18 protein-coding genes and 1 rRNA gene are annotated in these 16,070 nt (G+C 31.7%); 16 read left to right on the top strand and 3 right to left on the bottom strand.

Annotated elements, in window-relative coordinates; genetic code table 11:
- Positions 1-74: 74 nt before the first annotated feature.
- From rrf to ACODSB_RS05460, 12 genes are all read left to right on the top strand, one after another.
- A 5S ribosomal RNA gene (gene rrf, locus ACODSB_RS05515) occupies positions 75-184 on the top strand.
- A gap of 382 nt (positions 185-566) precedes the next feature.
- Entirely contained in the window at positions 567-1,160 is a 594-nt protein-coding gene (locus tag ACODSB_RS05510; protein WP_488936287.1) for a YdeI/OmpD-associated family protein, read from the top strand.
- A gap of 15 nt (positions 1,161-1,175) precedes the next feature.
- Positions 1,176-1,634 (top strand): SRPBCC domain-containing protein, encoded by a 459-nt coding sequence (locus tag ACODSB_RS05505; protein ID WP_488936286.1) that lies wholly within the window; start codon positions 1,176-1,178, stop codon positions 1,632-1,634.
- Positions 1,635-1,648: 14 nt separating this feature from the next.
- A complete protein-coding gene (locus tag ACODSB_RS05500) occupies positions 1,649-2,215 on the top strand; it encodes a DUF4256 domain-containing protein (protein ID WP_488936285.1) in 567 nt (188 codons plus the stop codon).
- Positions 2,216-2,230: 15 nt separating this feature from the next.
- The gene (locus tag ACODSB_RS05495) at positions 2,231-2,734 is read left to right on the top strand and encodes an endonuclease V (protein WP_488936284.1); all 504 of its coding nucleotides are present in this window, start codon (positions 2,231-2,233) and stop codon (positions 2,732-2,734) included.
- 6 nt (positions 2,735-2,740) lie between these two features.
- Positions 2,741-4,099: a hypothetical protein gene (locus ACODSB_RS05490; RefSeq protein ID WP_488936283.1), complete on the top strand. Its 1,359-nt coding sequence runs from the start codon at positions 2,741-2,743 to the stop codon at positions 4,097-4,099.
- A 103-nt stretch (positions 4,100-4,202) separates the two neighbouring features.
- Positions 4,203-5,009 (top strand): SDR family oxidoreductase, encoded by an 807-nt coding sequence (locus tag ACODSB_RS05485; protein ID WP_488936282.1) that lies wholly within the window; start codon positions 4,203-4,205, stop codon positions 5,007-5,009.
- Between the two features lie 11 nt (positions 5,010-5,020).
- Complete coding sequence (locus ACODSB_RS05480) at positions 5,021-5,326, top strand: hypothetical protein (protein WP_488936281.1); 306 nt, start codon at positions 5,021-5,023, stop codon at positions 5,324-5,326.
- Between the two features lies 1 nt (position 5,327).
- Complete coding sequence (locus tag ACODSB_RS05475) at positions 5,328-6,242, top strand: helix-turn-helix domain-containing protein (RefSeq protein ID WP_488936280.1); 915 nt, start codon at positions 5,328-5,330, stop codon at positions 6,240-6,242.
- 3 nt (positions 6,243-6,245) lie between these two features.
- Entirely contained in the window at positions 6,246-6,569 is a 324-nt protein-coding gene (locus tag ACODSB_RS05470) for a MazG-like protein (RefSeq protein ID WP_488936279.1), read from the top strand.
- A 69-nt stretch (positions 6,570-6,638) separates the two neighbouring features.
- Complete coding sequence (locus ACODSB_RS05465; protein ID WP_488936278.1) at positions 6,639-7,208, top strand: Crp/Fnr family transcriptional regulator; 570 nt, start codon at positions 6,639-6,641, stop codon at positions 7,206-7,208.
- 79 nt (positions 7,209-7,287) lie between these two features.
- A complete protein-coding gene (locus tag ACODSB_RS05460; protein WP_488936277.1) occupies positions 7,288-8,028 on the top strand; it encodes an SDR family oxidoreductase in 741 nt (246 codons plus the stop codon).
- A 75-nt stretch (positions 8,029-8,103) separates the two neighbouring features.
- On the opposite strand, the gene ACODSB_RS05455 is transcribed toward ACODSB_RS05460, so the two are convergent.
- On the bottom strand, positions 8,104-10,527 hold the full coding sequence (locus ACODSB_RS05455; protein ID WP_488936276.1) for an ABC transporter permease: 2,424 nt from the start codon (positions 10,525-10,527) through the stop codon (positions 8,104-8,106).
- A 4-nt stretch (positions 10,528-10,531) separates the two neighbouring features.
- Positions 10,532-11,242, bottom strand: a complete 711-nt coding sequence (locus tag ACODSB_RS05450; protein WP_488936275.1) for an ABC transporter ATP-binding protein — start codon at positions 11,240-11,242, stop codon at positions 10,532-10,534.
- 285 nt (positions 11,243-11,527) lie between these two features.
- On the opposite strand from ACODSB_RS05450, the gene ACODSB_RS05445 reads away from it, so the two are divergent.
- The 4 genes from ACODSB_RS05445 to ACODSB_RS05430 all read left to right on the top strand — a co-directional run bounded on the left by ACODSB_RS05445 (position 11,528) and on the right by ACODSB_RS05430 (position 15,424).
- Entirely contained in the window at positions 11,528-12,877 is a 1,350-nt protein-coding gene (locus ACODSB_RS05445) for a sigma-54-dependent transcriptional regulator (protein ID WP_053470749.1), read from the top strand.
- Position 12,878: 1 nt separating this feature from the next.
- Entirely contained in the window at positions 12,879-14,213 is a 1,335-nt protein-coding gene (locus ACODSB_RS05440; protein ID WP_488936274.1) for a sensor histidine kinase, read from the top strand.
- Between the two features lie 71 nt (positions 14,214-14,284).
- On the top strand, positions 14,285-14,707 hold the full coding sequence (locus ACODSB_RS05435) for a hypothetical protein (RefSeq protein WP_488936273.1): 423 nt from the start codon (positions 14,285-14,287) through the stop codon (positions 14,705-14,707).
- A 174-nt stretch (positions 14,708-14,881) separates the two neighbouring features.
- On the top strand, positions 14,882-15,424 hold the full coding sequence (locus tag ACODSB_RS05430) for a hypothetical protein (RefSeq protein WP_488936272.1): 543 nt from the start codon (positions 14,882-14,884) through the stop codon (positions 15,422-15,424).
- Positions 15,425-15,681: 257 nt separating this feature from the next.
- On the opposite strand, the gene ACODSB_RS05425 is transcribed toward ACODSB_RS05430, so the two are convergent.
- A complete protein-coding gene (locus tag ACODSB_RS05425) occupies positions 15,682-16,035 on the bottom strand; it encodes a winged helix-turn-helix transcriptional regulator (protein WP_291146102.1) in 354 nt (117 codons plus the stop codon).
- Positions 16,036-16,070 lie beyond the last annotated feature (35 nt).

Below are 16,070 nucleotides of genomic sequence, written 5' to 3'. Positions count from 1 at the left end.
TTAAGTCGAAAGATTAAAGTCAAAAGTCGAAAGACTTTACCACTTTATGACCTTGAACTTTAGACTAACAACCTTAAGGTGGTTATTGCGGCGGGGCTCACCTCTTCCCATCCCGAACAGAGTAGTTAAGCCCGCCTGCGCAGATGGTACTGCAGTATTGTGGGAGAGTATGTCGTCGCCTTTCTTTTGAAAAACCCTATCCAAAACGGATAGGGTTTTTTGTTTTATAATACTTTTGGAAACTAAATTCCAAGATAGGAAACTAAAATTTGCATGGTTGTAACTGCTGAGTAATTTTATTTTCTGAACATCTAAATATCGTTCGATATTCATTCCTTTTATTTAGAAATTGTATTAGTCATGTGCTTTTCGATAGATAATGCCTTAAATCTTGTTTTTTGCTTGTTAAATTTTAGATTTTAAAATCATTTCATTTCTATTTCGCTATTAAATAATATGCTCTTCAAGTTTGATGGATTTTTAAATGTACTATTAAATGAAAAAAAAGTTTTAATTTTAAATTAAAATCTTTCTCCTATTTTGAAAGAGTAATTAAAAAGTTTAGAATGTTACAAGTTAATCCAAATCCAAAAGTTGATTTCTTTTTTGATGAAGCCAAGAAATGGCAGGAAGAATTAATTTTAATGCGAAAAATTGCCCTTGAATGTCAATTAAGCGAAGAATTAAAATGGGGTGTTCCTTGTTATACTTATAAAGAAAATAACGTCGTACTAATTCATTCTTTTAAAGAATATTGTGCTTTTTTGTTTTTTAAAGGTGCTTTATTAAAAGATACAGATGGTATTTTGATCCAGCAATCTGAAAATGTTCAGGCAGCGCGTCAAATACGATTTACAAATCTTAAAGAAATTGTCGGATTAAAAGACATCTTAAAAACATATATTTATCAGGCGATAGAAATTGAAAAAGCCGGTTTGAAAGTAGAACTTAAAAAAACTTCTGAATTTGAAGTATCTGAAGAATTTCAGAAGAAATTAGATGCTATGCCTGATTTACAAAAAGCTTTTTCTGCACTTACACCTGGAAGACAAAGGGCTTATCTTTTACATTTTTCTCAACCAAAACAATCAAAAACAAGAGAGGCGAGAGTAGAAAAAAATATTCCAAATATTTTAGATGGGAAAGGGTTGAACGATTAAATCATTCTGGTAAATATGGAAAGCGCAAATAATATTCAAAATAGAATTCTTCAAAGTAAAATACTGCTTAAGGCTCCCACGGATATAGTTTGGGAAATGTGGACAAATCCGGAACATATTTCAAATTGGTGGGGACCAAACGGTTTTACAAATACAATTCATAAAATGGATTTTGAAAAAGAAGGTGAGTGGAATTTAACAATGCACGGACCGGATGGAAAGAATTATCCAAACCGTAGTATCTTTAAAGAAATTATACCATTTAAAAAAATTGTCTTCGAACATTTCAATCCGCATTTTATTACAACTGTTTTATTTGAATCTGAAAATTCAGAAACACTATTAGACTGGACACTTTTATTCGATTCTGAGGAAATGTTTGATATTATTGTAAAAGCTCACAAAGCAGATCAGGGACAAAAAGAGAATATAGAAAAGCTTGAAAAATATCTCTCAGAATTTATTTCCATATAATTAATTCAAAAGCCATGAATAATCAAAAATATAAATTGTCATTAGAACAGCAAAAATCATTGTTAAGTATTCTTGAAGCACGTTTTGAAAATAATAAACATCGTCATCAAAATATTGAATGGGAAAAAGTTGAGTCAAAACTAAAAGCTAATCCTGTAAAACTTTGGTCGCTTGACGAAATGGAAAGAACTGAAGGAGAACCGGATGTCGTAGGTTATGATGACAAAACAAATGAATATATTTTTTATGATTGTGCAACTGAAAGTCCAAAAGGGCGCAGAAGTATTTGTTACGATCATGAAGCACTAGAAAAAAGAAAAGAGAATAAACCAAAAGACAGTGCTATAAATATGGCTTCAGAAATGGGAATTCAAATTTTGGGTGAAGAAGAATATCGTGAACTTCAAAAACTTGGAAAGTTTGATACTAAAACTTCAAGCTGGATTTTAACTCCTGAAAATATTAGAAAATTAGGTGGTGCAATTTTTTCAGATTTCCGTTATGATACGGTTTTTGTATATCATAATGGCGCCGATTCGTATTATGCTGCGAGAGGTTTCCGTGGTTCATTAAGAGTTTAAAGAGTAAAAATAGATATGATATTAGCCTTCGATACTTATTACTTTGATAATAAAGCAAAAACTGTATGCCTTGAATTTGAGAATTGGAATGAAGATAAAAACTTTAAAGTTCACACAGAAATAATTGATAATGTTTCAGAATATATTCCGGGAGAATTCTATAAAAGAGAACTTCCGTGTATTATCAGTTTGTTAAATCAGATTGATTTGGAAAATATAGAAGCTATAATTGTGGACGGATTCGTATATTTAGATGATGATAAAAAGTATGGCTTAGGCGGACGTTTATATGAAAAGCTAAATAGTAAAATTCCGATCATTGGTATGGCCAAAACTAATTTTGCCAGTATAGAAAAAGATAAAAAGCCTTTGTTAAGAGGCGACAGCGCAAAACCATTATTTGTAACATCTATTGGGATTGATTTAGAAGAAGCTTTCCAAAAAGTTGAAACTATGGCGGGCGAATTTAGAATGCCGACTTTATTAAAAGAGTTAGATCGTTTAACGAAAGAACTTTAATTTTATATGGATATACAACTTTGGAATCAAATCGAAAATTTTGATCTCGACAAACCAAATGATCAATACGGATTTTCAACAAGATTAGCATTCGAAAATAGTTGGACCATTTATTTTACTAAAACAGCGATTTTAGAATATAAAAAATTCATGTATCTGGCCGCAACTTCAAGCGAAATGGTTTCTCCTTCAGAAATTGTTGATATTGTTTGGCACCAGCATTTAATATTTACAAATTCCTATTCTGATCTCTGTACAATTTTGGCAAAAAGAATAGAACATATTCCGTCAACACACAATAAGGCTGAACACGAGAAATTCTATAAAGCAAAAGAAGTTACTAAAAAATTATACGAATTAAATTTTGGAAAACAGTCTGAAGAAATTTGGAATCTTGGAAATCCAATGGATTCTCTTCAATTAGATAACGCTAATTATAATCTCGGAATATTAAAAATAATTTTTTTAGGAGCATTTATACTTTTAATTTTTCCTATTTCTCTTCTTCTAAAACCAATTTTGATTCAAATTGATAATCCATATTTTGCATGGTATTACATATTCTTGTTTGCTTTGACAACATTTTTATTGATGCAATTTGTCAAAAAAGCTTGTGATTCGCTGATTGAAAAAATTAAGTCGAAATTAATCATTAGCAATCTCACACCTTTAGAATTGGTCTTCTTTCAAAAAAATAATCTAGACTATGTAATTCATGGAGTCGTAAATAATTTAATTGAAAATAGAAGAATTCAGGTTACAGGTAATAATTTAAACTTAATCGATGATACGCTAACAAATAATCAATATGAAAATTGTGTTATTGAGATCATGAAAGAATATGATTTAATATCTTATCTACAATTACATCAGTTAATTATAAACAAACCAATATTTCAACAACTAAAAAAAGGAGTCGAAAAAATTAGAGAAACGATTTTAGATTCTAAGCAATTTTTATTTATCATAAAAGTAGCGCTGGTAGTTTTTGGGCTTCTTTTAAATATAGGCTTTAGCAGAATTATTACAGGAGTTTCTAGAGATAAGGCTGTAACTAATATTCTTATTATAACCATAATTTTAGCAGCGATCTCTTATCGTTACTATAAGAAAGTAGTGAACTATTTATTTTTCCATACAATTCACTCCTCTTTTAAAGAAGGAAAAAGTAATACTAATGTTGAACAAGACTGGCAGAGGAATTATTTTTTATACGGAGGACTGACAGCTTCTTTTATGCCTTTGGTCATGCCTGCAAATAATAACTTTTTGTCATCAAACAGTAATTCAGGATGTGGAAGTTCATGTGGAAGCTCATGCGGTAGTTCTTGTGGAAGTTCATGCGGTGGCTGTGGCGGCGATTAATTTATTTCTTAATCGTCATTTTGGCTAACCAATTGTCCAAAACGGCTAAAAACAACTTCAGGCTTCGGCTGATCTTTGCATTATAATTTTAAAACAATTAAAAATGCAAAAGACAATTTTTATTACAGGAGCTTCAACTGGTTTAGGAAAATCAGCAGCAAAATTATTTCAAAGCAAAGGCTGGCAGGTAATTGCCACCATGCGAAATCCAGAAAAGGAAACCGAACTAACTTCATTAAAAAACGTAATCGTACTTCCGCTTGACGTTACAAATTCGGAACAAATTACGGAAAATATACAAAACATTACAGAGAAATATTCTGTAGATGTTGTGTTAAACAATGCCGGTTACGGATTAATTGGCGCATTAGAATCTTTAAGTGAAATTCAAATCGAGCGCCAGATTGTTACGAATTTATTTGGTGTTATTAGAATTTCAAAAGCTTTTACACCACATTTTCGTGAGAAAAAAAGTGGTATTTTTATTAATGTTACTTCTACTTTCGGATTAATTGGATTTCCGACTTGTTCTATTTACAGCGCAACAAAATTTGGTGTTGATGGCTTTTCAGAAAGTTTAGCATCAGAATTAACCCAATTTGGAATTCAGGTTAAAGTTGTCGCTCCAGGCGGAATGAAAACTGATTTTGCAATCCGTTCTATGGAAGTTGGACAACACGAAGCGTATGAAAAATTAACCGCAGAAGTTAGTAAAGGCTACAGCGCAGAGCAATTAGAGAATTATACAAATGCAGAAGATGTTGCTCAAATTATATACGAAGCAGCGACGGATAATAAAAATCAATTAAGATATATTGCCGGAAATGATGCTAATGCTTTATATGATGAAAGATTGAAAAATGGCGCTGAAACTCAAGTACAGAATATAAAAGCAATGTTTACTTTTTAATTTAAAATAAGATGAAAAATCAAGCGATAGAATTAACAACTTTTAAATTAAATGGTTTTACAACACAGCAATTTATTGAAGCCAATGCAGCAATCGACGAATTTTTAAAACGTCAAAAAGGATTTCGTTCCAGAACCATTTTTGAATTGAAAAAGGGAATTGTTTACGATATGTTGGTTTGGGACAGCGCAGCAGAAGGTACAGATGCCATGCATAAATTAATGATTGAACTTAGCGATTCTGTTGTACACGATATGATTGATCAAAGCACAGTGAGCTGGAATATTGCGCCAGTCGAACATTTTATAAATTTGTAAAATGAAAAATCAGCCTAAAATATTCAACAGCATTTCAGAACTGCATAAAGCGATGGGACAGCCAAAGCCCATGCATCCGCTTATTAGTATTTTAAATTATGGCGAAGCTGTATTTGACCCCAAAGATTTTGAAAACGGAATTATTTTAGATTTTTATAAAATCTCTTTTAAAACTCATTTTTCGGGAAAGCTTCGGTACGGACATGGTTTTTATGATTTTGAAGAAGGCGGAATGTCATTTGTTTCGCCGGGACAAATTTTAAAAATGCAAGAGGAAGAAGCCGATTACAGCGGAATGTCCTTAAATATTCATCCTGATTTTATTCGGCCTTATACATTAAACGCCAATATTAAAAAGTATGGATTCTTTTCGTATATGGCATCTGAAGCTTTGTATTTATCAGAAAATGAAAAAGAAACTATTTTAGGGGTCTTTGCTAATATTCAAAATGAGCTAAAAGAACGAATTGACAATTTTAGTCAGGACGTACTTATTTCGCAAATAGAACTTTTACTTAATTATAGCAATCGTTTTTACAACCGACAGTTTATTACCCGAAAAGCGGTTAATAATGATGTACTTTCGAAATTGGAAATTTTACTTGAAGACTACTTTAATAACGAAAAAGCACTTGAAAATGGTTTGCCAACCGTACAATTTGTTGCTGATGAATTAGGTTTGTCTGCCAGATATTTAAGCGATTTGCTTCGGAATCTTTCGGGACAAAATACACAGCAGTTTATTCATGACAAACTGATAGAAAAGGCAAAAGAATATATTACGAAAGGAATTTTTTCAATTTCTGAAATTGCCTATAAATTAGGTTTTGAGCATCCGCAGTCTTTCAATAAATTATTTAAAAAGAAAACGAATATTAGTCCAATTGCGTTTCAGGAACAATTCAATAAAAATTAAATTATGGCATCAATAAATTTTGAACAGCTAAAAGAACGTTCTTTAGAAATAAGAAAGCGTTATCACGAATTAGAATTATCGCATCACGGAAGTGAATGGACAATTGAAGAAGATGCACTAGCATTTTTGACAGATGCCGGCTTAGTTGGGCGTAACGTAATGTCGCAGCAGGGAAGATGGCCAAAAGGAAATACAGAACAAGAACTCAAACATAAATTAGGAGAATCGATTTGGTGGCTTACAATTTTAGCCGAAAGAATGAATATTGATATTGAAAAAGCGACTGAAGAATTCTTATCCAGCACCGAAAATTTACTGGGAAAATAATTTTTATAGTTTGAATCGTTTTTGCCAAATGACAAATTTTGCACCAATAACTTTGATTAACTTGCCTCTATGAAAGAATTTATAGATTATATATTGCAATTTGGAACTTTAAATCAGCATCAGCTGGATTTAATTGCGAGTAAAACAACTGTACTGGAACTTAAGAAAGAGGAATATTTTTCGGAAGCTGGAAAAATTGCGCAGCAAGTCGGTTTTGTTTTAGACGGAATTACCCGCGTTTGTTATTACAACAATAGAGGTGAAGAAATTACCAAATATTTTATCGACGAAAATAATCTGGTTGTTGACATGGAAAGTTTCGACAATGATATTTGTTCCAATGCTTATGTGCAGGCAATAACAGATTGTAAACTGCTGGTTTTTTCTAAAAAAGACTGGAGGGAACTTTTAGAAACAATTATTGGCTGGGACGCTATTGTGCACAGAATTATTTCAAAAGCATTGAGACAAAAAGTAGAAAGAAGAAGTCCGCTGGTTTCAGAAGATGCCACTACACGTTATTTAATGTTTCTGAAAATTTATCCAAACGTTATCAATCGCATTCCGTTATCTTATGTGGCTTCTTATTTAGGAATTACACAATCGTCATTAAGCAGAATTAGAAAAAATATCAGTTAAAATTGCTTTTTGCCAAATGACAAATGATTCCATTTTCAAAGTAACCAACTTTGTATTATAATTTTAAAACAAATTAAAAATGAAATCAGTATTAATAACAGGAGCAAACAGAAGCATAGGATTAGAAATAACAAAACAACTTTCAAAGCAAGGATTGTTTGTTTATTTAGGAAGCCGCGATCTTGAAAAAGGAAATGAAGTTGTAAAACAATTAAACAAAGATGGATTTCAAAACATAAAAGCCATTGAGATTGATGTTACCAATCCGGATTCTATTTTAGCAGCAAAGAATATTGTAGAAAACGAGCAGGGAAAATTAGATATCCTGATTAATAATGCAGGAATAAGCGGCGGTCAGTTTCCTCAAACGGCTTCAGATACCAGCGTAAAAGACATTAAAGATGTATTTGAAACAAACTTTTTTGGTGTTATAAGTGTTACTCAGGCTTTTTTAGAATTACTTAAAAAATCAGACAGTCCGAGAATCAGTAATATTACTTCGGGACTTGGTTCTTTGACTTTGCATAGTGATCCAACTTGGAAATATTACGATTTCAAATCGGCAGCTTATGGAACTTCAAAATCAGCATTAAATGCATATACCATTGTACTGGCTTTTGAACTAAAAGATTTGTCTTTTAAAGTAAATGCAATTGATCCGGGTTACACCGCAACAGATTTTAATCATCATAGTGGACCAGGAACTGTAGAAAGTGCAGCATCATTCATTATTAAACATACGGTAACAGATGAAAACGGACCAAATGGGCAGTTTTTTAGTAATGATATTGAAGATGAAACAGGAGTAAGTCCTTGGTAAGACTAAAAAAAATAATTTAATGAAAAGACTCCAAATCTATATTTGGAGTCTTTTTTATTTTAATGCAAACTGAATTTATTCATATTTCAGATATTTCAAAACATCAACTTTTGTTGCCTGATAAGCCCTTGAAAGAACAACTAATAACGTTAATGAAAGTAAAGCAGTAAATCCAATTAAAAAAGGATACATAGAAATGGTAATTCTATAGGCGAAATTCTCCAGCCATTTATTTAGTAAATAATAAACAGGAAATAAAGCAATTAAAAAACCAATGATGCAGAAAAAGATATACTGTTTACAAAGTTCTATTAATAAAACATTCGTTTCTGCACCAAGAGTTTTTCTAATAGCGATTTCTTTCATTCGTCTTTCAATCGAATAAGAAGCCAAAGCAAATAATCCGAAAAGCGCAATTGTAATTACGATAATGTTCAATAAAGAGAAAAGATTTTTTTGTTTTACATAACTGCTGTATGACTTTTTATATTCTTTATCTACAAAATCATATAAAAACGGATAATCAGAATCAACTTTTTTTGTCCACAAATTTTCTATATCGGCTATATTCTGCGACATGGTTTTAGGATCAGCTGTTACATAAATATTGTTCAAAAGGTTCGTAAACCACGGTACACTTTTAAAATGAAATATAGTCACAGGAGGTATGGCTTCGCCGGGATTTCCAATATTAAAATCTTTTACAACTCCTACGATAATGGCTGCTTTTCCGTCCCAGTTAATTTTTTTTCCTATTGGATCTTTCTCGTTTAATAATTTTAAAGCGGTTTCATTAATCAGCATAGAATTAATAGTATCCTGAGAATAATCAGGACTTAAATAGCGTCCTTTAACTATTTTTATTTTCATCATTTCAAGAAGGCCAAAGTCTACCGGAATATTATTTCCGTCTATATTTATATCTTTATGATGATATGAAATTACTGATTTTGCACCGTTTCCCAAAACAAATCCGCCGCCGGAAACTTGTTTTACTCCCTTAATACGCAGCAATTCATTTTTAATGCCGTTGTATTTGCGCATTCTGTCTTCATTACTAATTTTTTCACCATAAATATTTCGATAAGAGATATTCAGAATCTGGTTTCCGTTAAAACCGACATCTTTTGAGTTCATATAATTAATCTGCTGATATACTATATAAGAACCAATAATAAAGAAAGCTGCCACAGCAAATTGAAAAATCAACATTCCGTTTCGAAGCCAGATACCATTTTTACTTCGGGCAAAATTTCCTCGCAATACTTTTAAAACATCAAAGTTTGAAACATATACCGCCGGAAAAATTCCTGCTGCAATTATCATTATAATAAATATAACGAAAAGCTGCAGATAAAACTGATTGCTTTGTAATACAAGTGTTTTTTCTAAAAAAACATTGTAATATGGCAGGGAAAGTTCTACAATAACAAGCGATATTAAAATAGAAAACAATGAAATGATGGCAGTTTCAAAAATAAACTGTTGTATGATTTCTATTTTCGAAGCTCCAATGATCTTTCGAACACCAACTTCCTTAGCTCTTTTTACAGCATTTGCAGTAGCAGAATTGACATAGTTTACAATTGATAGTATTAAGACTAAAATTGATAATCCAGCAAAAATCAATAATAACTGATAATTTCCGTTGGATTCTATCAAACCACCGGTTTTAGTATGTAAACGAACAATCGATAAAGGTTCTAAATGAGGTTTTACTTCTCCAAATTTTTGAATAAATTCTTGCGGACTCATGCCTTGAGCTTTGGCCCGCGGCATCATCATGTTCTCATAATAAACTTTAGCCAGATTTTTTGTAACGATTTCTGAATCAGTTGGTTTTTTTAATTTTAATAAAAGAATAAACTGAAAGTTCCCCCATTGCTGAATGCTGTTTTTTACTCGTGTGTCCATGAAATTGACTACACACGAAGGATTAAAAACCGATTTTTTATCCAGTTTGTAAACACCTCTAACAATTAAAACCTGATTTTGTAAAATAACCTTTTTCCCTAAAGCGCTCTCGCTTCCAAAAAGCTGCTGCGACAAATCCTGGGATATACTAATACTATTTACATCAGGCAGTGCATTTTTTATATTTCCTTCAATAAAGGAATAAGGAAAATATTCGAAAAAGTTTTTCTGTGCTATAACAATTTTGTCAGACTGTACTTTTTTATTATTGTAATGAATAATTTCATTATCGTAATTGCCATTTAAATAACAAAAAGATTCGACTTCCGGACTTGTATTTTTTATGGCAGAGCCGATAGGTGCAGAACTTGAAGCCCAATATGTGGTTGGGTCCATTTGATTGGCTACTAAAAATACATTGTCTTTGTTCGGGTTCCATTGATCATAACTCTGTTCGTCGTTCCAATACAAAATTGCAAAAATTAAACCCGCAATTCCAATACTCAATCCCAAAACATTCAAAACCGTAAACAGCTTATTGTTTTTTATATGATACGTAAAAACATTAATCCAATTTTTCAGCATGACCTTATTTTTTAGAAGTTACTAAAACATCCACATTTCTCTGATTCAATTTTTCAGAAAGAATAACACCATCTTTCATTAAAATTATTTTCTGCGAAAAAGAAGCGTCATAATCAGAATGCGTCACCATCAAAATTGTAGAACCGGCAGCATGAAGATCTGTCAATAATTCCATTACTTCATTTCCGTTTTTACTATCCAGATTTCCTGTAGGCTCATCGGCAAGTATAATTTTAGGGTCATTAATTAAAGCCCTTGCAACCGCTACACGCTGCTGCTGCCCGCCCGAAAGCTGTTGCGGAAAATGTTTCAAACGATGTGAAATACCTAAAACTGTTGCAATATGCTCTATTTTTTTCTTTCTTTCAGATGACGGAACATTATTGTAAATCAAAGGCAGTTCGATATTATCATAAACCGATAATTCATCAATTAAATTAAAATTCTGAAAAATGAACCCAATATTTTCTTTTCTGGCTTTCGATTTTAATTTCTCTTTCAGGCCAATCATTTCCTGTCCCAGCAATTCATAACTTCCGCCAGAAGCGCTGTCTAATAATCCGATGATATTTAATAAAGTCGATTTCCCGCTTCCGGACGGTCCCATTATCGAGACAAAATCACCTTCGTTTATGGTTAATGAAATTTCGCTTAAAGCATTTGTTTCTACTTCTTCGGTTCTAAAAATTTTAGAAAGTTTTTTGATCGTAATCATAATTGATTTTTTAATGTTTGATTGCTATTCGTTTTCTGATTTTTTTGTCTTCTGAAGTAAAAGAAACACACCCGAAAATTAAGATAATTAACAATGCGATTTATAGATATTTATTTTGCTATTTTTACTTTCAGAAGGCTTTAATAATTAATGATTTACAAGTCTAAATGTGATTTTCATGCCAAAAAATTAAAGTTTGTAACTGCCTTATTTTTAAAATTTTATTATCCGAAAAAAAGCTATAGTGTCCACAATTGGACACCTTTTGTCCAAAACCGAACAAAAATGAAAAAGACAAACGCATCAATATTAATCATCGACGATCAGGAAGACATTCTTTTTGCATCAAAAGTGTACTTGAAAAAGTATTTTGAGAACATTCATACACTTAATAATCCAAAAAAAATAGTCGAATTATTGTCGAAAAATACCATCGATGTCGTTTTGCTCGACATGAATTACAGAATAGGTTTTGAAGATGGAAGAGAAGGTTTATACTTGCTGAAAGAAATAAAAACGCTTTCGCCGAAAACTGTTGTGATATTAATGACCGCTTTTGGTAAAGTAGAAACGGCTGTTGAAGGATTAAAATCGGGCGCTTTTGATTATATCTTAAAACCCTGGGAAAATAAAAAACTTTTAGAATCTGTAAAACAAGCCGTTGATAAATCCCGAAAAGAACAAAAAAAGAACAAAGAGATTGAAACCGATAATGACTTTTTTATTGGCACTTCTGAAATAATAAAAAAAGCATATTCGCTCGCCGATAAAGTCGCTAAAACAGATGCCAACGTTTTAATTCTTGGAGAAAACGGAACAGGAAAATTTGTTTTGGCACATCATATTTACAGCCAGTCTGAAAGAAAAAATAATCCATTTATAGCGGTTGATTTAGGTTCGCTGAATTCGAATATTTTCGAAAGTGAATTATTCGGCTACGCAAAAGGCGCTTTTACCGATGCAAAAATTGATACGCCCGGACGTTTTGAAATGGCGCAGAATGGAACTATTTTTTTAGATGAAATAGGAAACGTTCCACTGCATTTGCAATCTAAATTATTGCAGGTTATTCAAACCAAAACCGTAACAAGATTGGGAGAAACTAAAGCAAGACCTTTGAATGTTAGAATCATTACGGCAACCAATTTGAATCTAAAACTGGAAGTTGCAGATAAAAATTTCAGAGAAGATTTGTATTATCGCATTAATACGATGGAGATTGTACTGCCGCCGCTTCGGGAACGAAACGAAGATAAAATTCCGCTGGCAGAATATCTTCTGGATAAAATGATTGAAAAATACGGAAGAAGTGAAATTACTTTTGATAAAAAGGTTTTGGAACAAATTGAAAAACACGCCTGGAACGGAAACATCCGTGAAATGGAAAATAAAATTGAACGCGCAGTTATTCTTTGCGAAAACAATACAATCACAGTTTCTGATTTAGATTTAGAAACCATAACTCCTTATGATGAAAACCCGGATGATATACAGCTTTCTTCTGTAGAAAAGGCGACGATTGAAAAAGCACTTCTTAAGCACAATAATAATATCAGTAAAACTGCCGATGAATTAGGTTTGTCAAGAGGTTCTTTATACAGACGTTTAGAGAAATATAACATCAATATTAACTAGTATGTTTAAAACACTGCAAACTTATAAACTGCTCTTTTTTCGATTGATCGCCATTGTTTTGGGAATCGAAATTTCGATTTATTTCTTTAAAATTGATTTGCTTTTTACGGGAATATTTGGCCTTTTTATTGTTTTTCTGCTCATTCGCGAAATGTATTTTTATGTTCGCAATTTTGTCCTCATTTATGATAAAACCATTTCTTCAATTCTGCAGGATGATTTTTCGTCAGATTTCACCAAACATAAAGGCGATAAAAATTACGGAGATTTATTTCAATTGTACGATACTTTGAAAAGCAGACAAAACGAACAAATTTCAAAAGACATTATTTACAGCTCTATTTTAAATAATATCGAAACCGGAATTATCATTTTAGAAAAACAAGAAAATGACTGGGATATATTTTTGATGAATGATTATTTCTCGTCTCATTTTAATGTTCCTAAAGTTTCGAAATGGAAATATCTTAAAAATCAATTACCATCACTTTGTGAAATTATTGAAGAAGATGATTTTCATGAAATAAAAACGTCTGTAGAAATTAGTATAAACGAACAAGCCGCACAGACTTTTGTTTTGCAGGCCTCCAAAACAGAAATTTATGAACGAGAATATTGTATTGTTTTACTCGATTCTATTCAAAATGTAGTCGAGAAAAAAGAAAAAGATGCGTGGGTTAATTTGATGAAAGTGATTTCGCATGAACTTTTAAATTCGATAACGCCCATTCGTTCTATTTGTCAAAACCTGCAGGATTTGGTTGAGCAGGATTCACTTTCGGCAGAAGATTTAGAAGATATCAAAAACAGCGTCGAAACCATGTTAAGACGAAGTGATCATTTGCAGAAATTTGTTGAAGGTTATCGAAAATTAGCCATGCTTCCGTCTCCAAAAAAACAAAAAATAGAGCTACAGCCTTTGATTGAGAATTGTCTGCAAATCATGAATCCGTTATTTAAAAAAGACGGAATTGAAGTTGTAAACGCAATTTCACTAAAACGTCCAATTAATGTTGACCCGCAGCAAACGGAACAAGTTATCATTAATCTTTTAACGAATGCTGTTTACGCCTTAAAAAGTACAACTCAAAAACAAATTCTAATTTCGGCAGAAGCCAAAGAAAACAGAACTTACATTAAAATCACCGACACCGGAAGCGGAATCGAAAAAGAAATTGAAAATAAAGTTTTCCTGCCCTTCTTTACCACCCGAAATGAAGGCGCCGGAATTGGTTTAACGCTTTCTAAAAATATTATAGAAGCGCATGGCGGTTATGTTTCGTTTAAAACTGAGAACGGGAAAACGGTTTTTGAGATTTGTTTGGTGGAGGGATGAAGTTATTGATGATAAGGTTCGGTGAAGATATTTCTTATATTAGCTCATGAAATAAGTTAAAAAGTATTTAAATGAAACACATTACGAAAGATATAATACTGAATATTGCATGGATTTTGTGCTTCAGTTTATTGGCCTATGTGCAAATTGAACGGCTGAAAGAACCATGGGAAAAATCACTATTCGCAACACTTAGTATAATTACAGTATTATTATTCATAAAAAATGTAAGCAGGATTAAATATTATACGCTCATTGATGATGTTTTAACTATTCGTCAAATATTCTCGAAGCCGAAACAATACAGTTTAAAAACTGTTTCAGGTTGGAGTGAAAATCAGTATGAATTATTAGGTTTTAAAACGGGACGAAATATAATTTTAAAAACAAAAGAAGGATCAAAAATCAATTTAGTCAAAAGGAATTCTAAAGATTTTGAAAAGCTTTCAGATTATTTGAATGAAAATTTTCCCGAATCGTTTGAAAAAGAGTAGATAAAAATTGATTATTATTAGTTTAGTCCCTACGGGACAAATATTTTGGTTTGATTGTTTTTTCTACCGATATTTAATTTCTACGAAATACTCCGTTAGGAGTTAAATATCGGTAGAATAAAAAAGGAACCCGCAAAGAATATCCCGTAAGGGATTATATATAAAACGAACCAAATGATAAAAAATATACTCGCCCTTATTTTTAGTTTTTGTTTAACTGCCTGCTTTTCACAAAATGATATAAAAGAAAATAGCGATGAGTTTATTAATTCACAAATTGAATCTAAAATACCTGATTTAAAATCCTTAGTTGAATCAAATGTAATGAATCCATTTACAAAGAAATTGTATTCAGATTTTGCAATTGACACTTTTAGAATTGGATATTATTTTAGAAATAAGAACAGGAAAGTTCCTGTAAATTATAAACAACAAGTTGATTTAGTTAAGCATGTGACAAGCAGGTATGAAAAAGTAATTAATAAATACTATCAATTATTAAAGGTAAAGTCAACAGAAACTCAGAAAAAAGCTCTGATAAAATCTCAGAACGCCTGGGAAATTTTTAAGAAAGAAGAATCTCTGTGGATTTTAACCCGCTTAAGAGATGATTGGTTTGATTACAACTACTATTTAGATTATTGTAATATCATGAAACAAAGAATGATAATCTTGTTTGATTGTTACATTGATTTTGAAGAACATGGCAATTATTGAAATACAAGGTATTATGTTTGTCTAGTTCCCTACGGGACAAATATTTAGCATTCATTGTTTTTTTTCTACCGATATTTAACTCCTGCCGGAGTATTTCGTAGAAATTAAATATCGGTAGAAAAAAGAAGACCCAATAAATGAATAATACTCCGTTAGGAGTTAAATATCGGTAGCAAAATATCGGTAGAAAAAAATAAGAGCCCAATAAAAAATATCCCGTAGGGATTATACTCATATCTAATAAAAAACCTCCAAAATTATTCCTCAATAATTTTTTTTCGATGTTCAATTCCCCAATCAGTCAAATTATTAATGATTGTCTGCAGCGTTTTTCCATGATCTGTAAGAACATAATGAACACTTACAGGCTGTGTGTCAAGAACCAATCTTTTAATTAGTTTATTTACTTCCAGTTCTTTTAATTCCTTACTCAGCATTTTGTTTGAAATGCCAACAACATCATTCAGGATATCCGAAAACCTTCTTTCGTTATAATAACAAATAGAAGAAATAATAGATATTTTCCATTTTCCGCTCAACACATCCATTGAATCCTGCACAGCCATCATCTCTTTTTTGTGCTTCTCTTTCTCGCGTAAATTACATTCCATAAGGTTACTTTGTTACTCCAAGGTTACTGTTACTT

It is taken from the genome of Flavobacterium sp. FG68, from assembly GCF_057808895.1.
The sequence above is the reverse complement of the archived record's forward strand: the minus strand, read 5'-3'. Positions and strand labels throughout refer to the sequence as shown.